This is a genomic window from Bacillus capparidis (assembly GCF_017832095.1).
GTDB lineage: Bacteria > Bacillota > Bacilli > Bacillales > Bacillaceae > Bacillus > Bacillus gobiensis.
In genome coordinates this window covers 28,047-51,387 of sequence record NZ_JAFDST010000010.1, presented here as the reverse complement: position 1 = coordinate 51,387, position 23,341 = coordinate 28,047, and the positions used below count along the sequence as shown (strand labels likewise).

The 23,341-nt window shown below is 41.8% G+C and carries 23 protein-coding genes; 22 read left to right on the top strand and 1 reads right to left on the bottom strand.

The annotated features are described in order from the left end of the window. Position 1 precedes the first annotated feature (1 nt). From JOC74_RS22890 to rsmI, 3 genes are read left to right on the top strand one after another with little or no spacing between them, the layout of a single operon-like run. Positions 2-742, top strand: a complete 741-nt coding sequence (locus JOC74_RS22890) for a tRNA1(Val) (adenine(37)-N6)-methyltransferase (protein WP_053605092.1) — start codon at positions 2-4, stop codon at positions 740-742. Further along, positions 732-1,001 carry a GIY-YIG nuclease family protein gene (locus JOC74_RS22885; protein WP_053605093.1) on the top strand — a complete coding sequence of 90 codons (270 nt, stop codon included), beginning with the start codon at positions 732-734 and terminating at the stop codon, positions 999-1,001. Before JOC74_RS22890 ends, JOC74_RS22885 begins: the two co-directional genes overlap by 11 nt. After that, a complete protein-coding gene (gene rsmI, locus JOC74_RS22880; protein WP_053605094.1) occupies positions 998-1,873 on the top strand; it encodes a 16S rRNA (cytidine(1402)-2'-O)-methyltransferase in 876 nt (291 codons plus the stop codon). Before JOC74_RS22885 ends, rsmI begins: the two co-directional genes overlap by 4 nt. Positions 1,874-1,935: 62 nt before the next feature. Here the strand turns inward: rsmI and abrB are convergent, their stop codons facing one another. Next, positions 1,936-2,220 (bottom strand): transition state genes transcriptional regulator AbrB, encoded by a 285-nt coding sequence (gene abrB / locus JOC74_RS22875; RefSeq protein ID WP_053605095.1) that lies wholly within the window; start codon positions 2,218-2,220, stop codon positions 1,936-1,938. 540 nt (positions 2,221-2,760) lie between these two features. On the opposite strand from abrB, the gene metG reads away from it, so the two are divergent. From metG to mfd, 19 genes are all read left to right on the top strand, one after another. After that, a complete protein-coding gene (gene metG, locus JOC74_RS22870) occupies positions 2,761-4,749 on the top strand; it encodes a methionine--tRNA ligase (protein WP_053605096.1) in 1,989 nt (662 codons plus the stop codon). Positions 4,750-4,841: 92 nt separating this feature from the next. After that, complete coding sequence (locus JOC74_RS22865; protein ID WP_053605097.1) at positions 4,842-5,609, top strand: TatD family hydrolase; 768 nt, start codon at positions 4,842-4,844, stop codon at positions 5,607-5,609. A 245-nt stretch (positions 5,610-5,854) separates the two neighbouring features. Beyond that, positions 5,855-7,063 carry a G5 and 3D domain-containing protein gene (locus tag JOC74_RS22860; RefSeq protein WP_053605098.1) on the top strand — a complete coding sequence of 403 codons (1,209 nt, stop codon included), beginning with the start codon at positions 5,855-5,857 and terminating at the stop codon, positions 7,061-7,063. A 219-nt stretch (positions 7,064-7,282) separates the two neighbouring features. After that, positions 7,283-7,843 (top strand): ribonuclease M5, encoded by a 561-nt coding sequence (gene rnmV, locus JOC74_RS22855; protein ID WP_053605099.1) that lies wholly within the window; start codon positions 7,283-7,285, stop codon positions 7,841-7,843. After that, the gene (gene rsmA / locus JOC74_RS22850) at positions 7,836-8,711 is read left to right on the top strand and encodes a 16S rRNA (adenine(1518)-N(6)/adenine(1519)-N(6))-dimethyltransferase RsmA (RefSeq protein WP_053605100.1); all 876 of its coding nucleotides are present in this window, start codon (positions 7,836-7,838) and stop codon (positions 8,709-8,711) included. Before rnmV ends, rsmA begins: the two co-directional genes overlap by 8 nt. Before the next feature lie 229 nt (positions 8,712-8,940). Continuing rightward, complete coding sequence (locus JOC74_RS22845) at positions 8,941-10,335, top strand: L-cystine transporter (protein WP_053605101.1); 1,395 nt, start codon at positions 8,941-8,943, stop codon at positions 10,333-10,335. A gap of 334 nt (positions 10,336-10,669) precedes the next feature. After that, positions 10,670-11,557, top strand: a complete 888-nt coding sequence (gene yabG / locus JOC74_RS22840; protein WP_053605102.1) for a sporulation peptidase YabG — start codon at positions 10,670-10,672, stop codon at positions 11,555-11,557. A gap of 221 nt (positions 11,558-11,778) precedes the next feature. Further along, on the top strand, positions 11,779-12,045 hold the full coding sequence (gene veg, locus JOC74_RS22835) for a biofilm formation stimulator Veg (protein WP_053605103.1): 267 nt from the start codon (positions 11,779-11,781) through the stop codon (positions 12,043-12,045). A 146-nt stretch (positions 12,046-12,191) separates the two neighbouring features. Then, positions 12,192-12,368: a small, acid-soluble spore protein, alpha/beta type gene (locus JOC74_RS22830; protein WP_053605104.1), complete on the top strand. Its 177-nt coding sequence runs from the start codon at positions 12,192-12,194 to the stop codon at positions 12,366-12,368. Positions 12,369-12,567: 199 nt separating this feature from the next. Further along, positions 12,568-13,437 (top strand): 4-(cytidine 5'-diphospho)-2-C-methyl-D-erythritol kinase, encoded by an 870-nt coding sequence (ispE, locus tag JOC74_RS22825; protein ID WP_053605105.1) that lies wholly within the window; start codon positions 12,568-12,570, stop codon positions 13,435-13,437. A 57-nt stretch (positions 13,438-13,494) separates the two neighbouring features. Further along, a complete protein-coding gene (gene purR / locus JOC74_RS22820) occupies positions 13,495-14,316 on the top strand; it encodes a pur operon repressor (protein ID WP_053605106.1) in 822 nt (273 codons plus the stop codon). A gap of 19 nt (positions 14,317-14,335) precedes the next feature. Further along, on the top strand, positions 14,336-14,713 hold the full coding sequence (gene ridA / locus JOC74_RS22815; protein ID WP_053605107.1) for a 2-iminobutanoate/2-iminopropanoate deaminase: 378 nt from the start codon (positions 14,336-14,338) through the stop codon (positions 14,711-14,713). A gap of 209 nt (positions 14,714-14,922) precedes the next feature. Further along, positions 14,923-15,213: a septation regulator SpoVG gene (spoVG, locus tag JOC74_RS22810; protein ID WP_053605108.1), complete on the top strand. Its 291-nt coding sequence runs from the start codon at positions 14,923-14,925 to the stop codon at positions 15,211-15,213. 179 nt (positions 15,214-15,392) lie between these two features. Then, entirely contained in the window at positions 15,393-16,763 is a 1,371-nt protein-coding gene (glmU, locus tag JOC74_RS22805) for a bifunctional UDP-N-acetylglucosamine diphosphorylase/glucosamine-1-phosphate N-acetyltransferase GlmU (protein ID WP_211086332.1), read from the top strand. A 20-nt stretch (positions 16,764-16,783) separates the two neighbouring features. Next, positions 16,784-17,737, top strand: coding sequence for a ribose-phosphate diphosphokinase (locus JOC74_RS22800; RefSeq protein ID WP_053605110.1), 954 nt, complete (start codon positions 16,784-16,786; stop codon positions 17,735-17,737). A 69-nt stretch (positions 17,738-17,806) separates the two neighbouring features. Beyond that, entirely contained in the window at positions 17,807-18,436 is a 630-nt protein-coding gene (locus JOC74_RS22795) for a 50S ribosomal protein L25/general stress protein Ctc (RefSeq protein WP_053605111.1), read from the top strand. Positions 18,437-18,758: 322 nt separating this feature from the next. Further along, positions 18,759-19,319: an aminoacyl-tRNA hydrolase gene (pth, locus tag JOC74_RS22790; protein WP_053605112.1), complete on the top strand. Its 561-nt coding sequence runs from the start codon at positions 18,759-18,761 to the stop codon at positions 19,317-19,319. Positions 19,320-19,379: 60 nt separating this feature from the next. Continuing rightward, on the top strand, positions 19,380-19,610 hold the full coding sequence (gene fin, locus JOC74_RS22785) for an anti-sigma-F factor Fin (RefSeq protein ID WP_053605113.1): 231 nt from the start codon (positions 19,380-19,382) through the stop codon (positions 19,608-19,610). A gap of 65 nt (positions 19,611-19,675) precedes the next feature. Next, a complete protein-coding gene (mfd, locus tag JOC74_RS22780) occupies positions 19,676-23,209 on the top strand; it encodes a transcription-repair coupling factor (RefSeq protein ID WP_053605114.1) in 3,534 nt (1,177 codons plus the stop codon). Positions 23,210-23,341 lie beyond the last annotated feature (132 nt).

The following is a 23,341-nucleotide window of genomic DNA, read 5'->3' as shown; positions in this document are numbered from 1 at the left end:
TATGGTTGTATTACGAGATGATGAAAGATTGGATTATTTGCTGGCAGAGAATATGAAAATTGTTCAAAGCCCTAGTGTTTTTGCTTTTTCACTTGATGCCGTACTGCTGTCAAAATTCGTGTATGTTCCGATTCAAAAAGGAAAAATCATCGATTTATGTACAGGCAATGGCATTGTCCCGCTTTTGCTCAGCACTCGGACAAAAGCGGAAATCATCGGAGTCGAATTGCAGGAGCGGCTCTATGATATGGCAGTAAGAAGCGTGGGGTACAATGGATTGCAGCATCAAATTGGTTTGATTCAGGATGACCTGAAAAATATGCCGGTTGTTTTAGGTCATAATAAATATGATGTAGTTACGTGCAATCCTCCGTATTTTAAGACACCGAATCAAGAAGAAAGAAACCTGAACGAGCACTTGGCTATTGCGCGGCACGAGATTCATTGTACGTTGGAAGATGTCATTCGGGTGGGCAGCAAACTGCTGAAGCAGGGCGGAAAGCTTGCTCTAGTCCATCGCCCCGGACGGCTGATTGAAATATTTGAACTGATGAAGGCATATCAAATCGAACCAAAACGTGTTAGATTTGTCTATCCCCGAGAGGGAAAAGAAGCGAATACGATCTTGGTTGAAGGGATCAAAGCCGGAAAACCGGACCTTAAGATCTTGCCCCCGTTATTTGTGTATACGGATAAAAATGAATATACACCTGAAGTCAGGACGATTCTATATGGAGAATAATCACTTTTTTTATGTGCTGCTTTGTGGAGATGGCAGCTTTTATGCAGGCTATACGAATGATCTGGACAAGCGATTGAAAGTACATAATAAAGGGAAAGGGGCAAAATATACGAGAGCCAGACTCCCTGTTTCCTTGGTACATAGCGAAGCTTATCCAACTAAACAAGAAGCGATGCAAATGGAATATCATTTCAAAACACTATCGCGAAAAAAGAAAGAACGATATTTGGAAGCGAGAAGGGAGGCAGTCAGCGAATGAAAAGCCAAAAAAGTTTTAACGGCCATTCTGATATGGGGACTTTGTTTCTGGTTCCAACGCCTATAGGCAATTTGGAGGATATGACCTTTCGCGCTGTAGACACGTTAAAAACAGTGGATTATATTGCAGCAGAAGATACGAGACAAACGAAGAAGCTGTGCCATGTTTACGACATTGAGACCCCGCTTGTCAGCTACCATGAGCATAACAAAGAATCCAGCGGACATAAAATCATCGAATGGCTGAAAGAAGATAAAAATATCGCACTAGTCAGCGATGCTGGAATGCCGACGATTTCCGATCCAGGAAGAGAAATCGTCAGAGAATATGTATCGATTGGCGGAAACGTGGTCCCGCTGCCCGGAGCCAATGCAGCTCTCACAGCCTTGATCGCGTCAGGTATTTCTCCTCAGCCATTTCTTTTTTTCGGTTTTCTGGACAGGTCGAAGAAAACGAAGAAAAAACAACTGGATGAGTTAAAAGACCGTGAAGAAACGCTTATTTTTTATGAGGCGCCACATCGTTTAAAAGAAACCCTAACGTTTATTCATGACCATTTGGGGAATCGTCAAATCACGGTATCAAGAGAGCTGACAAAAAAATTTGAAGAATTTATCCGGGGCACGGCTGAAGAGCTAAAGGATTGGGCGGCAAATGAAACGATTCGCGGTGAATTTTGCCTTGTTGTAGAAGGTTCACAACAAAAGAGCGAGCAAACATCGGCATGGTGGGATGAATTAACCGAGATCGAGCATGTCGAACATTACATCCAGCTGGGCTGTTCGACGAAAGAAGCCGTCAAAAATGCCGCAACGGACCGCGATATTCCAAAACGAGCAGTATATGATGCCTATCACATACGAAATAAATAAAAAAGATCGCTCTCAGGAGTTGCGTACAACTGGCTGAGAGCGGTCTTTTTTTATGTTTTATCTTATTTTGATGATTGAAGCTTGTTTTGGATTTCGCTGATAATCAATTCTGCACCTTCGCGGCTAAGAACCAATTTTCCTTCAGCAAGGTTCAAGTTATCATCAGAAACTTCACCAGTCACCTGACAAGTCATGTTTGGTTTGTATTTTTTAAGAATGATTTTTTCATCATCCACGTAGATTTCAAGAGCATCTTTTTCTGCAATTCCAAGAGTGCGGCGTAATTCAATCGGAATAACCACACGGCCTAATTCATCAACTTTACGTACAATTCCTGTAGATTTCATATGTTTTCTCCTCCCAAGAGTCATTTATTTTTTGTTCTTCGTCATTATTCGACAAATTCCTTACCCTATAAGAATAACAGGGTTTCCAATAAACGTCAATCATTTAATCTTCTATAGTTTGTAAAAACTAGATCTTAAAGTAAAAAAGCATTTAAAACCTTTATACTACAGGGTTTTTCTTTTTTCAATGATATAAACTTCACCAATTCGAGATAAACAAAAATCAAGACTTTCGAACTAAAGATATTTTTGTTTGTTGTTTTTTACGACATTATTCGACAAAAAAATAGGTTTTCTGTCTTATTTTTTAAAAAAATTTGAAAAAGGGCTTTTTATCAAAAGTGTCTGTCATGTATATTTCCTTGAACTTAAAGGCTAAGATGGTATCATATAAGAAGAGTTAAAAAAACAAATATAATATAAAATTATGCGCTCTCGTCCTTCGGGCGGGAGTTTTTGGCGAATCATTTAGAAAGAATGCCTGTCTGATCTGATTCGGCCATTATTGTCATCGGAACATATTGTTTAGGAGGTTTTACCATGCCACAAGAGAAAAACACTTTTTATATTACGACTCCGATTTATTATCCTAGCGGGAAATTACATATCGGCCATGCCTATACGACTGTAGCGGGCGATGCTATGGCCCGTTACAAAAGGCTGAGAGGCTTCGATGTGATGTATTTGACAGGCACTGATGAACATGGACAAAAGATTCAGCAAACCGCTGAGAAAAATAATACAACGCCTCAAGAATATTTGGATCACGAAGCAGAAGTGATTAAAGAACTGTGGAAAAAATTAGATATTTCCAATGATGATTTTATCCGTACGACTGAAACACGCCATAAGACAGTCGTTGAAAAAATTTTTAAAAAGCTTTTGGATAACGGGGATATATACCTTGACGAGTATGAAGGGTGGTACAGCATCCCTGACGAAACGTTTTATACGGAAACGCAGCTGGTAGATGTTGAACGTGATGAGAACGGAACAATCACCGGCGGAAAAAGCCCTGATAGCGGCCATCCAGTTGAATTGATTAAGGAAGAATCATATTTTTTCCGTATGAGCAAATACGCGGATCGTCTCCTTGCCTACTATAAAGAAAATCCCGGTTTTATTCAGCCTGAATCAAGAAAAAATGAAATGATCAACAATTTCATTAAGCCGGGTCTGGAAGACTTAGCAGTCAGCCGAACGACATTTGATTGGGGTATCCCGGTTCCAGGAAATCCAAAACATGTCATCTACGTATGGATTGACGCACTGTCGAATTATATTACTGCGCTCGGTTACGACACTGGCCAGGATGAAAAATATAAAAAATATTGGCCGGCAGATGTACATTTAGTTGGTAAAGAGATTGTCCGCTTCCACACCATTTATTGGCCGATTATGCTAATGGCTTTGGATCTTCCGCTTCCAAAAAAGGTCTTCGCCCATGGCTGGCTGCTAATGAAGGATGGGAAAATGTCAAAATCAAAAGGAAATGTGGTTGATCCAGTCACATTAATTGACAGATATGGTTTGGATTCTCTTCGTTATTATTTACTTCGTGAGGTTCCATTCGGTTCTGACGGTGTTTTCACTCCCGAAGGCTTTATAGAACGGGTAAATTTCGATTTGGCGAATGATTTGGGAAATCTGTTAAACCGGACAGTAGCAATGATCAACAAGTATTTTGACGGCCAAATCAAATCGTATGCCGGACCTGTCACTCCGTTTGATAAAAATTTATCGGATATGGCTTTACAAACAGTGAAATCATATGAAAAGGCAATGGATAATATGGAGTTTTCCGTTGCACTTAACCAATTGTGGCAATTCGTCAGCCGGACAAATAAATATATTGATGAAACTGCTCCATGGGTTTTGGCTAAAGATAAAGAAAAAGAAAACGAACTGCAGTCTGTTATGTATCATCTTGCAGAGTCGCTGCGGATCATTGCTGTTCTATTGAAGCCGTTTTTAACAAAAGCGCCAGAGCAAATCTTTTTGCAGCTCGGCGTGTTAGAGGATTCATTAACATCATGGGAAAGCATTTCAGAGTTCGGAAGGCTGGCTGACACGAAAGTACAAGCTGGTTCTCCATTATTCCCGCGATTGGACGCTGAAGAAGAAGTCGCCTACATTAAAAATAAAATGCAGGGTTCTGTCCCGGCTGCAAAAAAAGAAACAAAGATAGAAGAGGTGGAGAAGCTTCCTGAAATCGGCATTGATGAATTTATGAATGTCGAGCTTCGTGTCGCTGAGGTAATCAAAGCCGAACCTGTAAAAAAAGCGGACCGCTTGCTAAAGCTCCAGCTTGATTTAGGCTTTGAACAACGACAAGTTGTCTCCGGAATTGCTAAGTTTTACAGCCCTGATGATTTAACCGGGAAAAAAGTCATCTGCGTGACTAATCTTAAACCTGTAAAATTAAAGGGAGAGTTGTCACAGGGGATGATTTTGGCAGGGGAAGATAACGGTACTCTTTCACTCGCTTCAGTAGATGAATCGTTAGCCAATGGTGCCAGGATTAAGTAAGCTTATTAGAACATACGCAAAAGGTGTTTCACGTGTAACATTTCGTCGAACACCTTTTGTTTTTTGTCTAAAGAAGAAAGGAGAAGCTTTTTATGCTATTTGATACACATGTTCATTTAAATGCAGATCAATATAATGAGGATGTAAATGAAGTCATTGAACGGGCGCGTGATGCCGGAGTAGAAAAGATGGTTGTTGTGGGATTTGATCGTCCTACCATCGAAAAAGCTATGAAGTTGATTGAGGAATATTCCTTTCTTTATGCAGCTATAGGCTGGCATCCTGTCGATGCGATTGATATGAAGGATGAGGATTTGAAATGGATAAAGGAGCTTACCGCTCATCCTAAGGTTGTTGCCATTGGTGAAATGGGTCTTGATTATCATTGGGACAAGTCACCAAAAGATATTCAAAAAACAGTTTTTCGTAAACAGATTGCCCTTGCCAAAGAAGTGAAATTGCCGATTATTATTCATAACCGGGATGCAACCGAGGATGTTGTTGCCATTCTTGAAGAAGAAGGCGCAAGCGAGGTAGGGGGAATTATGCATTGTTATAGCGGAAGTATTGAAATCGCCCAGAAATGTATGGATATGAATTTTTACATCTCCTTTGGCGGTCCTGTTACGTTTAAAAATGCTAAAAAACCTAAGGAAGTTGCAAAAGAAATTCCTTTCGATCGGCTTTTGATTGAGACGGATTGCCCTTATTTAACACCTCATCCATTTAGAGGAAAAAGAAACGAACCAGGGTATGTTAAATATATTGCAGAACAAATCGCGGAATTAAAAGGCGTTTCATATGCAGAAATTGCGAAAATTACTACAAAAAATGCTGAAAAAATTTTCTCTATAAAATGACAGCATTCGATGTAATTTCCTGGATGTGCTCGTCCTTTTTTTCTATATTACAAAAAAGTTCTACACGCCGATTCTCTTTCATAGGATAAGTTTGTCGACAACTCTTTCTTTCCTTTTCTAGTTAATTTTTGCATAATAGAGGGTGCATTTGGCTTATAGTGTAAGTAATTAGGAGGGTTGACAGGGTTGACGATACTATATATAATCTCTCCGAGGAGAAGGAGGCGTTTTTCATCGTACAAAAAATGAAAAAGCTGTTTTCCGTAAAGCTAAGTAAAAGCAAAGTTATTCTGCTTGCTGCGTCCTTGCTTATTATAGGCAGCGGAACCGCCTATGGAACTCATGAGCTTACGAAACAATCAGTCTCTGTTTCTATTAACGGCAAAAAGCAGCAGCTGAGAACTCATGCTAATACAGTGGGAGAGCTTCTGGAAAGCCAAGGGGTTTCCACGAGAAGTGAAGATAAAATCTCTCCAGCAATACAAACGAAGCTGGAAAACAATATGAAAGTTGCATATGTATCTTCAAAGCCTGTCCAGCTTACAGTGGATGGCCAAAAGGAAACGATATGGACAACTGCAGAAACGGTAGATGATTTTCTTGCCGAGCAAAAGCTCGCTCTGGGTGATCACGATCAAGTGCAGCCTTCAAAAGATAAAAAGCTTACTGAAGATGCCAAGCTTACGATCAATAAGGCTTTTCAAATAAAGCTAAGTGATGCCGGGAAAGAAAAGCAGCTATGGACGACTTCGACTACGGTCGCTGACTTTTTAAAGCAACATGATTTGGAACTAAGTGATATGGATAAAATCGAACCTTCATTGGACGAAAAATTAACAGCAGATCATAAGGTTACAATAACTCGAATCGAAAAAGTCACCGATGTAGTGGAAGAAAAGCTCGCCTATCAAGTGAAAAGAAAAGAAGATCGTTCACTTGAAACAGGGAAAGAAAAAGTTGTTCAAAAAGGAAAAGAAGGCACCCTGAAAAAGCATTATGACGTTGTTAAGGAAAACGGTAAAGAGGTTTCCAGAAAACTTGTAAAAGAAGAATCTGGAGACGACAGTATAGATAAAATTGTTGCTGTAGGAACGAAGGATAAGAAAAACCAAGTAGTTGCCACAGCAGAAAAAAATCCGGTGTCGAGAAGCAGTAATTCTACCGGAAAAGAATATTATGTTACATCCACGGCATATACAGCAAGCTGTTCGGGATGTTCAGGCCGTACGGCTACCGGAATTGACTTGAAAAATAATCCAGGTGCCAAAGTAATCGCGGTTGACCCGAGTTTTATTCCATTAGGAACCAAAGTGCATGTAGAAGGCTATGGCTATGCCATTGCAGCTGATACAGGTTCGGCAATCAAGGGAAGTAAAATCGATGTGTTTTTCCCTGATAAGTCCACTGCGTATCGCTGGGGAAATAAGCAAGTGAAAATAAAAGTACTTAAGTAATCGATTCAGAGGGATTTTGCACCCTCTGTTTTTTTCGTTATAATGAATGGAGCTTTTCGAGTTTCTAGTAATTAGACGATCCATCAGAGAAAAAGTTTCATTTTTTTCTCGATTTTTTCAATTTTATTTCAAATATTAAATTATTCGCGTGAAATGGCTGTCCCAAAGCGGGGAATGAAAAGATAAGCTTTAGGCTTCATTCGGTAGACGGAGGAATATATGAGGATAAAAGAAATTATTGTAGTAGAAGGACGGGACGACACGGCAAAAATAAAATCTGCCGTAGATGCGGATACAATTGAAACAAACGGTTCTGCGATTGGCGAAGAGGTCATTAAACGAATCCGGCTTGCTCAGCAAACGAGAGGAGTCATTATTTTTACGGATCCGGACTTTCCCGGAGAAAAAATTAGAAAAACGGTCGCAGAAGCCGTGCCTGGTTGTAAGCATGCGTTTTTGCCCAAGCATCTTGCCATCCCGAAAAATAACCGCGGGATCGGGGTCGAGCACGCATCAGTGGAAAGCATTCGAGAGTCCCTAAGCTCCGTTCATGAAGAAATGGAAGATCCGGTTTTGGAAATCACAACGGAAGAGCTTATCGAGGATGGCTTGATAGGCAGTGCTGTCTCCAGAAAGAGAAGAGAACGTCTCGGAGACCGGTTAAATATAGGATATACTAATGGCAAGCAGCTTCAAAAACGCCTGCAAATGTTTCAAATTACGAAAAGTGAATACAAGCAAGCTATGAAAGCTGTCATGCAGGAGGAACAAAATGAATAAAGAGATCGCAACACCGAATCGAACAAAAGAAATTTTGCAGAAATACGGGTTTTCTTTCAAAAAGAGCCTGGGGCAAAATTTTCTGATCGACCCCAATATCCTTCATCGAATTGCCGACCATGCAGGAATTACGGATCAGACTGGTGTCATTGAGATTGGTCCGGGTATTGGAGCTTTGACGGAGCAATTGGCAAAACGAGCAAAAAAGGTCGTTGCCTTTGAAATTGACCAGCGGTTGTTGCCGATTCTTGACGATACACTATCACCTTATGAAAACATTAAAGTGATTCATCAGGATGTGTTGAAGGCCGACGTGGCTGCAGTTATCAACGAAGAGTTTCAGGATTGTGATGAGATAAAAGTCGTTGCCAATTTGCCGTACTATGTTACAACCCCAATTATTATGAAGTTGTTAGAAGAAAAACTTCCATTAAATAGCATTGTCGTCATGCTTCAAAAAGAAGTAGCAGATCGAATGGCTGCAGCTCCCGCAAACAAGGATTACGGTTCTTTATCGATTGCCGTTCAATTCTATACGGAACCGAAGACTGTTATGACAGTGCCGAAAACAGTTTTCGTGCCGCAACCTAATGTTGATTCTGCAGTAATACGTCTTGCGCTTCGAGATGGACCAGCCGTTTCTGTTGATAATGAAACCTTCTTTTTCCAGTTGGTCAAAGCAAGTTTTGCCCAACGAAGAAAAACGCTGCAAAACAATCTCATCAACAATCTTTTTGCTGAAAAAGCAGGGAAACAGATGATTGAAGATGCGCTTGAAACAGCGGGAATTGACGGGAGGCGCCGTGGAGAAACCCTTTCGATAAAAGAATTTGGCCATCTAGCAAATATTTTGTTTGCCAAGCTTTAGGATCCTGATGAAAAAGGTATTGTCCTTTCTGGCTTTATTAGCGAGAATGCCGCTAAGCTGCAGAAAATGGACAGTACCGTTTTTGTTAGTTTTAGAGTTTGGATTATTGGAACAAATCCGACTATTCTTGTAAGCTTAGTTGTTGACCCTGCTTCCTGATATGTATAAAATGAATATCGCTGTTAAATTAATTAACAAATAAATTGAAATAGAAGGAGGTTTTTTTGTCATGGATACATTTTTCATTCTGCTTAATATTGTAATCATGCTTGCCATTGTCGGACTCTTACTTTATATGCAAAAAAAGCATGTTTCCTTTACAAAGCGTGTATTTACCGGACTGATATTGGGTATCGTCCTCGGAGCATATCTGCAGGTCGTATTCGGTCCGGAATCATTTGTAACAGTGACAACTACAGATTGGTACAGCATTGCAGCAGATGGATATGTCAACTTATTAATGATGATCGTGATGCCGTTAGTACTAGTATCGATCATTCAATCCATTACGAACCTGAAAAATTCCGCTGATTTTGGAAAAATGTCAGCATGGATTATCGGAATACTTGTCGCAACAGCGATGATTGCTGCAGCAGTTGGGATAGCCAGTGCTTCAGTATTCCAATTAGATGCAGGCGAAATAGAGATTGGCCAGGCTGAGACGGAGCGAGGAGAAGCGCTTCAGGAGAAACTCGGCGGGATTCAGGACTTAACAACGCCGCAAAAAATTCTCAGCTTTCTTCCGGCAAATCCATTCCTTGATTTAACGGGTCAGCGGGCGACATCCACCATTGCCGTTGTAATCTTTGGAATTATTGTTGGGATAGCCGTTCTCGGATTAAGAAGGAAGAAACCCGAGGAAGCGGAGCGTTTCTCGGGCATGGTGAATGCCGTTTATGCGGTTGTGATGCGTATTGTGACGCTTGTGCTGAGACTTACCCCAATTGGTATTTTGGGCCTGATGGCAAATACGGTAGCGAGCACAGATATCAATGGAATTGTTGAGCTTGGGAAGTTTGTCATTGCTTCCTATGCAGCACTTGCCGCCATGTTTATCATCCATCTCATCATTCTGGCTATATCCGGACTAAATCCGTTTATGTTTGTTCGGAAGGTACTGCCTGTTTTAGGATTTTCCTTTACTTCGCGTTCCAGTGCAGCGACGATCCCGCTGAATATCGATGCACAAAAAAATCGATTGGGTGTCCATGAAGGGATTGCTAATATGTCAGCTTCATTTGGTGCGACCATTGGTCAAAACGGCTGCGCAGGTATTTACCCGGCCATGCTTGCAATGATGATCGCGCCAACTCAAGGAATTGATGTGACTTCACCGTCCTTTCTGATCCAATTGATTTTAATCGTCGGCATCAGTTCCTTTGGTGTAGCCGGTGTTGGAGGAGGAGCAACATTTGCAGCATTGATCGTTCTTTCCTCAATGAACTTGCCAGTGGCTTTGGCAGGTTTGCTGATTTCGGTTGAACCGCTCATTGATATGGGAAGAACAGCCTTAAACGTAAACGATAGCATGCTGTCCGGTACGTTGGCTTCCAAATTTACGAAAAAGCTCGATGTTGAAACATACAATAGCCGGGATGCAATCAGTGGAGAGACAGTAAACTGATTGATAAGTGAGCATGGTAAGAAAAAAAGATAGAATTACGAAAAAAGCAAAATGTTCGAATAAGCGCATCCCCAGTGGTGCGCTGTTTTTTTGTTGAGGAGGTTTATATGCCACTTCACGCGACATATGAGCTTTTCACCTGCAGAAACGACGCCTATATTAATCACCTTCTTCTTCCGGCTGACATAGGCTAGATAAGAACTTCATCCCGCTTTAACAGGCAGTTTCTTCGCTAATGACAAGGATAACTGCCAGTTAGTGTCTGATAAGATCGAGCAGTGGGGATGTAAAGTTTTCCTTATAGTAGAGGGAGTATAGGTGTGGAGTGAAAAGCATGCAATTTCAAATAGGTGACCTGGTAACACGCAAATCCTATCACGGTGATATTGTTTTTCGCATTATTTCAATCGAACGCCTGGAAACAGGGAAATGGATTGCCATGCTTCATGGCGATGAGTACAGACTAGTTGCTGATGCTGAATTCACTGACTTACAGACGATCAAAAAAGAAGAGCAGCTAGTCAGAAAGCGAGAGAATGATTTGAGGTTAAGTGAATCGCTGGATTTGCTTAAACAAGATTATAAGCTTTCGCGGGAAAAGCACGAATATCAAGCTACCGGCCGCTACAGGCATCAAGAGCACTATTTTAGTATGCCGGGAAAGGTGCTTCATTTAGATGGCGATTCGGTGTATTTAAATAAGTGTCTGGCCGTTTACGAAAAAATCGGTGTTCCCGTTTTTGGCATTCATTGTGATGAAAAAAAGATGCCTCTCATCATAGAGGGACTGCTTGATAAATACCGTCCGGATATATTGGTGGTCACCGGCCACGACGCTTATTCCAAACAAAAAGGCAGCATTGACGATATCAATGCATACAGACATTCAAAGCATTTTGTCCAAACAGTGCAAAAAGCGAGAAAAAAAATACCTCACCTCGATCAGCTGGTCATTTTTGCCGGTGCGTGCCAATCCCACTTTGAATCACTTATTCGAGCTGGAGCTAACTTTGCCAGTTCGCCATCCCGAGTAAATATTCATGCGCTTGACCCTGTCTATATTGTGGCAAAGATCAGCTTCACCCCTTACCGTGAGCACATCAATGTATGGGATGTCCTGCGAAACACGCTTACAAGAGAAAAAGGGCTTGGCGGAATTGAAACAAAAGGGGTACTTAGGACGGGAATGCCGCTTCGGACAAACACGAATGCCTCACAATAGAGCCAAAACCGCCTGACACGAAACAGGCGGTTTTTACTATTTAAAAAAGCAAATAAAAGAAACGTACATAATTGGAGGAAAATGTGGAAAAATATTGGCGAAAATCAAAATGTTTGTCAAAATAATTTTATTGACAATAGCTTATCAACGTTGATATAATTTAAATTTTATTTGACTAAATTAGGCTATTGTTGTATAATGACCTTAGTGAGGTGGATGCAATGGCGAAGTCGTTGTCCGATATCAAAAGATCGCTTGATGGTAATTTAGGAAAAAGGCTTACGTTAAAAGCAAACGGTGGCCGCCGAAAGACAATTGAGCGTTCGGGCATTTTAGCTGAGACGTACCCTTCAGTTTTTGTGATACAACTAGATCAAGAAGAAAATTCATTTGAACGAGTTTCATACAGCTATGCTGATATTCTGACTGAGACGGTAGAATTACGGTTCTCCGAAGATGCTTCGCTCAGTAGCATTTATGGGCAGTAAACCATTTGGTTTGCTGCTTTTTGCTTTTTTCCGCGAATACCCAATATTTTTCGGGGGAATTTCTCTGACTTCATGGAAAGCTAAAAGGGTCACTGTTATTAGAGTTGCACGAACTGTAAATAATTTCGTTAAAGGGGTTGTTTCGTTTGGGCAGACGACGAGGGATTATGTCAGAGGAATTCAAATATGAGCTTGCAAAAGACCTTGGTTTTTATGATACTGTTAAAAATGAAGGCTGGGGTGCAATTCGCGCAAGAGATGCAGGAAACATGACAAAGCGTGCAATTGAACTTGCAGAAGAACATTTGAGAACTAAAGCATAACGTATACCTTCACATTTTTGCGGAGGTCTTGCTGCCCCCGCCTGATGAGGGTTAAACCATAACAGTGACAGCCGGCAGTTCGCTCTGCCGGCTTCTTTTTTTGAAAATGCTTTCTATCTTTCCTAAAGCAGAAGATTTGCTTCCAAGTTATGTGTTACAATATCCATACTTATGTTTGAAAATGAAGTAGGTGAAAGAGATGCGCATTTTAGAAAAAGCACCCGCCAAAATTAATCTATCGCTGGATGTTCTTCACAAACGTCAGGATGGCTTTCATGAAGTCGAGATGGTGATGACAACCATTGATTTGGCTGACCGGATTGAACTTACAGAGCTGGATGAAGATATCATACATGTCGCCTCCCATAATCGTTTTGTGCCGGATGACCAAAGAAATTTAGCCTTTCAGGCAGCGAAGTTATTAAAACAAAAGTTTAACCTGAAAAAAGGCGTATCTATTATGATAACGAAAGTAATTCCTGTTGCGGCAGGTCTCGCAGGCGGAAGCAGTGATGCAGCGGCTACGCTGAGAGGCTTGAACAGGCTCTGGAAGCTAAATTTATCTTTGGACGAGCTGGCAGAATTGGGGGCGCAAATCGGGTCAGACGTTTCCTTTTGCGTGTACGGAGGTACGGCAGTGGCCAGCGGGCGCGGAGAAAAAATTAAGCATATCGGAACTCCTCCGCATTGCTGGGTCGTTCTTGCCAAACCAACAATCGGGGTTTCTACAGGTGAAGTATATAAGCAGTTGAACCTTAAAGATGCCTGCCATCCTCGAGTCCAGGAGATGGTTCAGGCCATTGAAGAAAAAAGCTTTCCTAAAATGTGCAAGCATTTGGGCAATATCCTTGAAACGGTGACTTTGCAAATGCACCCCGAGGTGTCGATGATTAAAAACCAAATGAAGAGATTCGGTGCCGATGCGGTCTTGATGAGCGGCAGCGGCCCTACTGTATTCGGACTTGTGCAATATGAATCAAAAGTTCACAGAATATACAACGGACTAAGAGGGTTTTGTGATCAAGTATATGCTGTACGCATGATAGGAGAGCAGAATGACCTTGATTAAATCCGTATATTAAGTTATATTATCAATAAAATATTCGGATTCTGGGGGTAATTGTGCATGAAATTTCGTCGGAGTGGAAGGTTGGTGGACTTAACGAATTATATGTTAACCCACCCGCACGTGCTAGTGCCTTTAACCTTCTTTTCAGAACGGTATGAATCAGCCAAATCATCCATCAGTGAAGACTTGGCGATTATCAAACAGACATTTGAACAGCAGGGAATCGGAACCCTCCTCACAGTCCCTGGAGCAGCCGGGGGAGTGAAGTACATTCCGAGAATCAGTGCGGATGAAGCAAAAAGGTATGTACATAAGCTGGGAGAGTCTCTGGCTAATGCTGAACGGGTGCTGCCTGGAGGCTATCTCTACTTTACAGATATATTAGGTAAACCTTCTATCCTGTCAACTGCGGGGAAAATCTTCGCATCCGCTTTTTCCGCCAGAGAAATCGATGTCGTAATGACAGTGGCAACGAAAGGAATCCCGTTGGCTTACGCTGTTGCCAGCTATCTCGATGTGCCGGTTGTCATTGTGAGAAAGGACAATAAAGTGACGGAAGGATCGACTGTAAGCATTAATTATGCGTCCGGCTCTTCGAATCGGATTCAGACCATGTCACTGGCAAAAAGAAGCCTGAAAACCGGATCGAAAGTCTTGATTATTGATGATTTCATGAAAGCCGGGGGAACAATCAACGGGATGATTAATTTGCTGGATGAGTTCAATGCGACTGTTGCAGGAATTGGAGTGCTAGTGGAAGCGGAGGAAGTAAACGAGAGACTGGTCGATGAATATATGTCCCTGCTTACCCTTTCCGCTATCAACCTAAAAGAAAAAGCGGTTGAAATCCGCGATGGAAACTATATGAGTTTTCTATAAAAAGACGGGAGAGATGAAAATGACTAAAGTAGTTCAAACAAAAAACGCGCCTGCGGCAATCGGGCCTTACTCACAAGGAATCATTGTAAACAATATGTTTTACAGCTCCGGACAGATTCCATTGACGGCAGAAGGAGAATTGATTAACGGAGATATAAAGGAACAAACGCATCAAGTCTTTAAAAATTTAAAGGCTGTCCTTAAAGAGGCCGGCGCTTCTTTGAATACTGTTGTCAAAGCTACGGTTTTTATTGCAGATATGAATCAATTTGGAGATGTAAATGAAGTATACGGAGAATATTTTTCTGAGCATCGTCCTGCCAGATCATGTGTCGAAGTGGCACGGCTGCCAAAAGACGTTTTAGTTGAAATTGAAGTCATTGCGCTTGTAAAGTAATTAAATAAGAGGCCTTTGCAAAAGCCGTCGTGAGTATCGCGGTGTAAAGTGAAAAAAACGGTGATTTTGATATGTTGCAAAATCACCGTTTTTTTGTGTATTTTTTCCCAAATTTTCTAAAATATTTTTACAATTTTGCAGGAAATTAAAATAATTCGTTGAATCTTTAGATTAATGTTTTTTATATTGGGAAAAGGTGGTGAACTACTATGGAGGTTACAGACGTGAGATTACGCCGCGTGAATACCGATGGCCGAATGAGAGCGATCGCATCCATTACGCTTGATCATGAATTTGTCGTCCATGATATCCGAGTGATTGATGGAAACAACGGCTTGTTCGTTGCTATGCCAAGCAAACGTACACCAGACGGAGAATTTCGTGATATTGCCCATCCCATCAATTCTAGTACCCGTGGAAAAATCCAAGAAGCTGTGTTGAATGAATACCATCGACTAGGCGAGGAAGAAATCGAATATGAAGAAGCTGGGGCTTCTTAAAAAATAGGAAAAAAAGCCTTATTTAATAGGCTTTTTTTTGTGCCAATAAAACGTGGAAACCCTAATGTCCCGTATCATTTATAGATAGAGGAAAATAATGTACTTTTTGAACTCACCTTGAAATCAAAAGCCATTTAGGATATATTTTTCTATGGATAATAGGTATTGGAGGCTAATGAATGGATAAGCGCTTTGCAGTTGTTTTAGCGGCAGGTCAAGGGACAAGAATGAAATCGAAGTTGTATAAAGTACTGCATCCTGTGTGCGGAAAGCCTATGGTTGAGCATGTTGCAGATGAAGCTCTTAAGCTATCATTGTCAAAGCTTGTGACGATTGTCGGACATGGCGCAGAGGAAGTACGGAAGCAGCTCGGTTCAAAAAGCGAATATGCTCTGCAAAATGAGCAGTTAGGCACAGCACATGCCGTTAAACAGGCTAAGGAGCATCTTGCCAATGAACAAGGCACAACCATAGTGATTTGCGGAGATACACCGCTGATTACGGCGGAAACGATGGAGGCTCTCTTACTTGAACATAAAAAACAAGATGCAAAAGCAACTGTGCTAACCGCATTAGCGGAAGATCCTGCAGGATACGGTAGAATTATCCGCGGGGCAAAAGGTGAAGTTAGCAAAATTGTTGAACATAAAGATGCTACACCGGAGGAACGCCTTGTACAAGAAATAAATACAGGCACCTACTGTTTTGATAACGAAGCTTTATTTCAAGCCTTGGAGCAGGTTTCTAATGACAATGTACAAGGGGAATATTATCTCCCTGACGTCATTGAAATTCTAAAAAATGCAGGCTCATCCGTTGCAGCTTACCAAACTGAGAATTTTAAGGAGACTCTTGGTGTTAATGATAGAGTTGCTCTATCGATGGCTGAGGAATACATGCGTCAGAGGATCAATAAGCGGCATATGCAAAACGGTGTCAGCCTGATTGATCCTAACAACACGTACATTTCTCCGGAAGCTGTCATAGGGCGGGATACAGTGATCTATCCAGGAACGATTCTTAAAGGAAAGGTTGCCATTGGCGAGGATTGCCTGGTCGGTCCAAACAGTGAACTTGAAAATTGTAAAGTCGGAGACCGTTCAGTCATCAAACAGTCAGTCGTCAGCAGCAGTGAGGTAGGAAACGATGTATCGATTGGGCCGTTCGCTCATATTCGCCCAGATTCTACAATTGGAAACGACGTGAAGATTGGCAATTTTGTAGAAATCAAAAAAACACAGTTTGGCGACCGCAGCAAAGCATCCCATCTCAGTTATGTCGGTGACGCAGAGGTAGGAACAGATGTCAACCTGGGCTGTGGCTCGATTACGGTCAATTATGATGGTAAAAACAAGTTTTTAACAAAGATTGAAGACGGCGTATTTATCGGCTGCAATTCTAATTTGGTTGCGCCGGTAACCATACAAAAAGGTGCATATGTTGCAGCAGGCTCAACGATTACAGAAACCGTTCCTGAGGATTCATTATCTATAGCCAGAGCAAGACAAGTCAATAAAGAAGATTATGTCAAAAAAATGAGAAAAAAATAAAAGCTTTTCGGAGGTTATCGATGTCTAAACAATACAGGGACGGCAGTTTAAAGATTTTTTCTTTAAATTCAAATCCTGAGCTTGCAAAAGAAATTGCCGAAAATGTCGGCTGCGATTTAGGGAAATGTTCAGTCACCCGTTTTAGCGACGGTGAGGTTCAAATCAACATAGAAGAAAGTATCCGCGGTTGTGATTGCTACATTATTCAATCTACAAGTGCACCTGTCAATGAGCATATTATGGAGATGCTTATTATGGTGGATGCGTTAAAACGGGCGTCAGCAAAAACCATTAATATCGTAATGCCTTATTACGGATATGCCCGCCAGGATAGAAAAGCCCGTGCCCGTGAACCGATTACGGCTAAGCTGGTTGCAAATCTTTTGGAAACGGCCGGAGCGACCAGAGTAATCGCTTTAGATCTGCATGCTCCTCAAATTCAGGGCTTCTTCGATATTTTGATCGATCACTTAATGGGTGTACGAATCTTAGGTGATTATTTCGAAAGCAAAAACTTGAATGATGTGGTTATCGTTTCGCCTGACCACGGCGGTGTAACACGAGCCAGAAAGCTTGCTGAGCGGTTGAAGGCTCCGATCGCGATTATCGATAAACGCCGCCCTAGACCAAACGAAGTAGAGGTTATGAATATCGTCGGTCAAATTGAAGGGAAAACGGCGATTTTAATTGATGATATTATTGATACGGCAGGCACGATCACGCTTGCGGCAAATGCATTGGTTGAAAACGGTGCGTCGGAAGTTTATGCATGCTGTACACACCCTGTTTTGTCGGGACCTGCGATTGATCGGATTGGAAATTCAAAGATAAAAGAGCTAGTCGTGACGAATTCAATTGAGCTTGCAGAAGAGAAGAAAATTAATAAAATAAAACAGCTTTCCGTAGCGCCTTTGCTTGCTGAAGCAATTATCCGTGTTCATGAAGCCCAGTCGGTAAGTTTTTTATTTGATTAATTTTCACCAGAATGTTTACATTCTTTCGTTATAGGGTAAAGATAAACATAACGAAAGGATTGTGAATGTATGGCTACTATTAAAGCAAAAAAACGCTTAGAATTGAATCGATCTTCCAATCGGAAAATTCGGCAAGAAGGAAATGTGCTTGGCGTGATTTACGGAAAAAATACAGACAGCCAACCCGTATATCTTGACAGCATAGCTCTATTAAAAACTCTTCGTGATGAAGGGAAAAACACAATCATTACATTAGAAGTTGACGGCAAAAAACAGTCAGTAATGGTTTACGAATTACAAACAGATCCGATAAAAGACGAGCTGCTGCATGCGGATTTCCATGTGGTCGATATGGGGGCTGAGATTGATGTCGATGTTCCTGTCTCACTTCAAGGAGAAGCACAAGGCGTGAAAGACGGAGGAGTTCTTCAGCAGCCTTTGTATGAGCTGTCAATTAAAGCGAAGCCGAAAAGCATTCCTCAAACAATCGAAGTCGATATATCCGCTCTGGAGATGAATGAAGTAATAACGATTGGAGAGTTAAAGGCTGCGGCTGACTATACCTTCAATCATGACAGTGATGAAGTAGTTGCCTCCATTCTTCCTCCGCAAGCAGCTGAAGAACTTGAAGAATCAGAAGATGAAGCTGCTGAACCGGAAGTCATTGGAGAAAAAGAAGAAGAAAATAAAGAAGAGTAAATACACAAAGACGTAATCCTCCCGGGGTTGCGTCTTTTATGCTAGAATAAAGAGAACTTGGCAAAAATAAAGTGAAACTTCAATCAGTGAGGGTCTTACTGCCCGTTAATACGGGATAAAATGAATCTTCAATCAGTAGTGTTGTAATTTCAGCCTATTTTCCGCTGGCTGAATGATCGATTACAAGCTTCAAAGCTGTCGCATTGCGGGATAATAAATATAGATTTATACGAAATGTCACGCGTCTTTGCATGCACGTGGCGTCTTTTAGTATGCTCTTTCTTCATAAAAGCGTACTAATCGTGTAAAGGAGGATTTTTTTATGCATGTGTTTGCGGGACTCGGAAACCCAGGGAAAAATTATGATTCAACAAGACATAATATTGGCTTTATCGCCATTGACCAATTGGCAAGAGAATGGGACATCGCAATGACGAAAGCAAAATTTAACGGACAAATCGGTACGGGGATTGTTTCCGGAGAAAAGGTTCTGCTCGTCAAACCTCTTACATATATGAATTTATCAGGAGAGTGCGTGAGACCGCTTCTTGATTATTATGACGCACCAATCAGCCAGTTAACGGTAATCTATGATGATTTAGATCTTCCGCTGGGGAAAATCCGCTTACGGATGAAAGGAAGTGCCGGCGGACATAACGGAATCAAATCGTTAATCCAGCATCTCGGCACCCAAGAATTCAATCGTATCCGGCTCGGAATCGGACGGCCACAAGGCGGCATGAAGGTGGTCGACTATGTATTAGGGAAATTCACCAGTGATGAATTAAATGAGACAGAAGAGGTGGTATCTATGGCTGTTAAAGCTTGTGAAGCTTCGCTGTCACATCCGTTTCTGGAAGTGATGAATAAATTCAACGCTTAGGTATAAAATGAGATTGCAGCGACCATAATAGAAGAAAAACTTCAGGCTGGGGGCTTTATTATGGCTGTGCATTATCACTGCCGTCACTGCGGGGTAAAAGTCGGCACGCTGCAACTTTCAAATGTAGAAAGTGAAAAATTAGGCTTTAATCACTTAACAAATGAGGAAAGAAACGATATGATTTCTTATAGAGGTAACGGTGATCTTCACGTTAAAACGATTTGCGAGGATTGCCAAGAAGCACTTGAGCGTAATCCCGACTATCATCAATATGGAAATTTTATTCAATAAAATGAGCTTTGGTGTCGTTAAGACCAAGGCATTTTTCTGTTATGGAAGCCAATGAGGAGGGCCCCATGGAAAATATTCGATCGTTTATTCAAGAAAGTGATGACTTTAAATCTATTGTAACAGGGCTAAAAGAGGGTTTGACAGAGCAAATGCTGGCGGGCTTATCGGGTTCCGCCCGTTCTTTGTTTACATCCGCCCTTTCATATAAGGAATCGAGACCTTTATTTTTTATTACCCATAATCTGTATCAAGCGCAGAAAGTAGCAGAGGATTTATCCGGTCTCATTACGAACAGGCAGGTGCTTTTATACCCGGTCAATGAACTTATTTCCGCTGAAATTGCCGTTGCAAGCCCTGAGCTTAGGGCGCAGCGGCTCGACGTGCTGAATAAGCTTGTAGAAGGAGAGGCTCCGGTAATCGTCGCTCCAGTAGCGGCGGTAAGAAGAATGCTTCCACCAGCGAGTCTTTGGAAAAGCTGCCAGAAATCCATTTCTCTCGGCGACGAGATTGAGCCGCAGAAATTTGCAGAGTACCTTGTAAAACTCGGGTATGAACGGACGGATCTTGTGTCAGCACCAGGTGATTTCAGCATAAGAGGCGGAATCATCGATATTTATTTATTAACAGAGGATCACCCGGTCAGGATCGAGCTGTTTGATACGGAAGTAGATAGTATCCGTTCGTTTAACAGTGATGACCAGCGCTCTCTTAATCAATTAAAGCAGGTGAAAATTGGCCCTGCTAAGGAGCTGATTGTTGGGAAGAGCGAATTGGATCGCGCAATCGAAAAAATCGATGAAGGCCTAAGCGACAGTCTGAAAAAATTGCAGCTTGATAAGCATAAGGAGAGCTTGCACGCAAATATCAGTGCGGATAAAGAAAGGCTGTTAAACGGCGATGTCGATCAGGAAATGATGAAGTACCTGTCGTATTTTTACGACTCTCCTGCTAGTTTGCTAGATTACACTCCTGATAATACGCTTGTTCTTTTAGACGAAATCAGCCGAATCTATGAAATGGAAGAACAGCTTAAAAAAGAAGAGGCAGAATGGACAACCAGCTTGTTGGAGGAAGGGAAAATTCTTCACGATCTCACTCTTTCTTTTCCTTTTCAATCCCTGCTGTCAAAGAAAAAGCGGCCTATGTTATACTACTCCCTATTTTTAAGGCATGTGCACAACACAAGCCCGCAAAATATCGTGAACGTCTCGTGCAAGCAAATGCAAAGCTTTTACGGGCAGATGAATGTGCTTACCACAGAATTGGAACGGTATAAAAAATCAAAATATACGATCGTGTTTTTAGGAGCCGGCAAGGATCGGGTTTCGAAGCTTGCTTCTGTCCTGAACGATTATGAAATAGAGGCTGCTGAGACTGACCATCACACTAAGCTCGTTCACGGGCAGTCCTACATAATTGAGGGGGATCTGCAATCCGGATTCGAGCTCCCATTGTTAAAGCTTGCGGTGATTACTGAGGAAGAGTTATTCAAAAAAAGAGTGAAAAAACAGCCTCGTAAGCAAAAAATGACGAATGCCGAACGGATAAAAAGCTATTCTGAGCTGCAGGTAGGCGACTATGTTGTCCACGTCAACCACGGAATAGGCAAATATTTAGGGATTGAGACGCTTACGATAAACGGCGTTCACAAGGATTATCTGAATCTGCATTATCAGGGGAGCGATAAGCTTTACGTGCCTGTTGACCAGATTGACCTCGTGCAAAAGTATGTAGGTTCCGAGGGCAAAGAGCCGAAGCTGTATAAGCTCGGGGGAAGTGATTGGAAACGGGTAAAGAAAAAAGTTGAATCTTCTGTTCAGGATATTGCGGATGATTTAATTAAGCTTTATGCCGAAAGAGAAGCGAGCAAGGGCTATGCCTTTTCGCCAGATCACGAAATGCAAAGGGAGTTTGAAGCAGCTTTCCCTTATCAAGAAACAGACGATCAGCTTCGATCGATCAATGAAATTAAGAAGGATATGGAGCGGGAACGTCCGATGGACCGCCTCCTTTGCGGAGATGTTGGCTACGGAAAAACGGAAGTTGCGATCCGAGCAGCATTTAAAGCGATTGCTGACGGCAAACAGGTTGCGATTTTAGTACCGACGACTATTCTTGCCCAGCAGCATTTTGAAACGATTCAGGAGAGATTTCAGGATTATCCGGTAAGCATCGGGTTGTTAAGCAGGTTTCGCACCAGAAAAGAACTCAATCAAACCACCAAAGGGCTGAAAAACGGGACAATCGATATCGTGATTGGAACCCATCGGCTATTATCAAAGGACATTGTTTACAAAGATCTAGGGCTCTTAATCATTGATGAAGAGCAGCGGTTCGGCGTGACCCATAAAGAAAAAATTAAACAAATGAAGGCCAACGTAGATGTGTTAACCCTGACAGCGACGCCAATCCCGCGTACTCTTCATATGTCGATGCTCGGAGTCCGTGATCTTTCCGTGATTGAAACGCCTCCGGAAAACCGGTTTCCTGTTCAAACCTATGTGGTCGAATATAACGGGGCACTTGTGAAGGAAGCCATTGAAAGGGAAATGGCGCGAGGCGGCCAGGTGTACTTCCTATATAATCGTGTAGAAGACATTGAAAGAAAAACCGAGGAACTATCGATGCTGGTCCCTGACGCAAAGATAGCCTTTGCCCACGGACGAATGACAGAAAATGAACTGGAAGCAGTCATGTTGAATTTTCTCGATGGGCAGACGGACGTTCTGGTCAGCACAACAATTATCGAAACAGGAGTAGACATTCCTAATGTCAATACATTGATCGTTTTTGACGGCGATAAAATGGGACTTTCCCAGCTTTATCAGTTAAGGGGACGTGTCGGCCGGTCGAATCGTGTCGCTTATTCGTATTTTACCTACCGGAAAGACAAGGTATTAACAGAGGTTGCTGAAAAGAGGCTGCAAGCCATCAAAGAATTCACCGAGCTTGGATCGGGCTTCAAAATTGCAATGAGAGATTTAACGATTAGAGGCGCAGGAAACCTCCTTGGTGCTCAGCAGCATGGCTTTATCGACTCAGTAGGCTTTGATTTGTATTCTCAAATGCTGAAGGAAGCAATTGAAGAAAGAAAAGGGGATACCACATCAAGGGATCTCTTTGAAACGGAAATAGACCTAGATGCGGATGCTTATATTCCGGAGAGCTATATTTCCGACGGGAAACAAAAAATTGATATGTATAAACGGTTCAGGGCAATTTCATCCGAAGAGGATGTCAATGAATTGAAGGATGAAATGATCGACCGCTTTGGCGAGTATCCAAAAGAGGTTGAGTACCTTTTCGCTATATCTGAAATGAAAATTTACGCAAAAGAAGAGCGGATTGAGACGATTAAGCAAGAGAAGGATGCTATTAAAATCATGATTGAAGAGGGTGCAAGCGCTAAAATTGATGGCCATAAATTATTCCAGCTTAGCACCCAATTTGGAAGGCAAATCGGGTTGGGAATGGAAGGCAAGAAGCTGAAAATCTCCATACAAACAAAAGGTGATGAGCCTGAGGTTTCAATCGAAAAAACGATCAAAATCATCAAAGGATTGAAAAACGTCAAAAAGCAAACCATTGCTTCCTCATAAAGTGAACCTTAATCAGTGGGGTTTAGACTGCTGGTGAAGCGTGGCAAGAGGACGTCTAAGTAAATTATCCTGGTACAATGCGTCCCCACTGTGTTACTGCCCGTTATTGCGAGATAGATGGAAAAAATATTG

Bases quoted from the DNA above. Each gene is read 5' to 3' on its own strand.
- JOC74_RS22890 (WP_053605092.1), top strand. From the start codon at position 2: ATGGTTGTATTACGAGATGATGAAAGATTGGATTATTTGCTGGCAGAG.
- JOC74_RS22885 (WP_053605093.1), top strand. From the start codon at position 732: ATGGAGAATAATCACTTTTTTTATGTGCTGCTTTGTGGAGATGGCAGC.
- rsmI (WP_053605094.1), top strand. From the start codon at position 998: ATGAAAAGCCAAAAAAGTTTTAACGGCCATTCTGATATGGGGACTTTG.
- abrB (WP_053605095.1), bottom strand. From the start codon at position 2,220: ATGAAATCTACAGGAATTGTACGTAAAGTTGATGAATTAGGCCGTGTG.
- metG (WP_053605096.1), top strand. From the start codon at position 2,761: ATGCCACAAGAGAAAAACACTTTTTATATTACGACTCCGATTTATTAT.
- JOC74_RS22865 (WP_053605097.1), top strand. From the start codon at position 4,842: ATGCTATTTGATACACATGTTCATTTAAATGCAGATCAATATAATGAG.
- JOC74_RS22860 (WP_053605098.1), top strand. From the start codon at position 5,855: ATGAAAAAGCTGTTTTCCGTAAAGCTAAGTAAAAGCAAAGTTATTCTG.
- rnmV (WP_053605099.1), top strand. From the start codon at position 7,283: ATGAGGATAAAAGAAATTATTGTAGTAGAAGGACGGGACGACACGGCA.
- rsmA (WP_053605100.1), top strand. From the start codon at position 7,836: ATGAATAAAGAGATCGCAACACCGAATCGAACAAAAGAAATTTTGCAG.
- JOC74_RS22845 (WP_053605101.1), top strand. From the start codon at position 8,941: ATGGATACATTTTTCATTCTGCTTAATATTGTAATCATGCTTGCCATT.
- yabG (WP_053605102.1), top strand. From the start codon at position 10,670: ATGCAATTTCAAATAGGTGACCTGGTAACACGCAAATCCTATCACGGT.
- veg (WP_053605103.1), top strand. From the start codon at position 11,779: ATGGCGAAGTCGTTGTCCGATATCAAAAGATCGCTTGATGGTAATTTA.
- ispE (WP_053605105.1), top strand. From the start codon at position 12,568: ATGCGCATTTTAGAAAAAGCACCCGCCAAAATTAATCTATCGCTGGAT.
- purR (WP_053605106.1), top strand. From the start codon at position 13,495: ATGAAATTTCGTCGGAGTGGAAGGTTGGTGGACTTAACGAATTATATG.
- ridA (WP_053605107.1), top strand. From the start codon at position 14,336: ATGACTAAAGTAGTTCAAACAAAAAACGCGCCTGCGGCAATCGGGCCT.
- spoVG (WP_053605108.1), top strand. From the start codon at position 14,923: ATGGAGGTTACAGACGTGAGATTACGCCGCGTGAATACCGATGGCCGA.
- glmU (WP_211086332.1), top strand. From the start codon at position 15,393: ATGGATAAGCGCTTTGCAGTTGTTTTAGCGGCAGGTCAAGGGACAAGA.
- JOC74_RS22800 (WP_053605110.1), top strand. From the start codon at position 16,784: ATGTCTAAACAATACAGGGACGGCAGTTTAAAGATTTTTTCTTTAAAT.
- JOC74_RS22795 (WP_053605111.1), top strand. From the start codon at position 17,807: ATGGCTACTATTAAAGCAAAAAAACGCTTAGAATTGAATCGATCTTCC.
- pth (WP_053605112.1), top strand. From the start codon at position 18,759: ATGCATGTGTTTGCGGGACTCGGAAACCCAGGGAAAAATTATGATTCA.
- fin (WP_053605113.1), top strand. From the start codon at position 19,380: ATGGCTGTGCATTATCACTGCCGTCACTGCGGGGTAAAAGTCGGCACG.
- mfd (WP_053605114.1), top strand. From the start codon at position 19,676: ATGGAAAATATTCGATCGTTTATTCAAGAAAGTGATGACTTTAAATCT.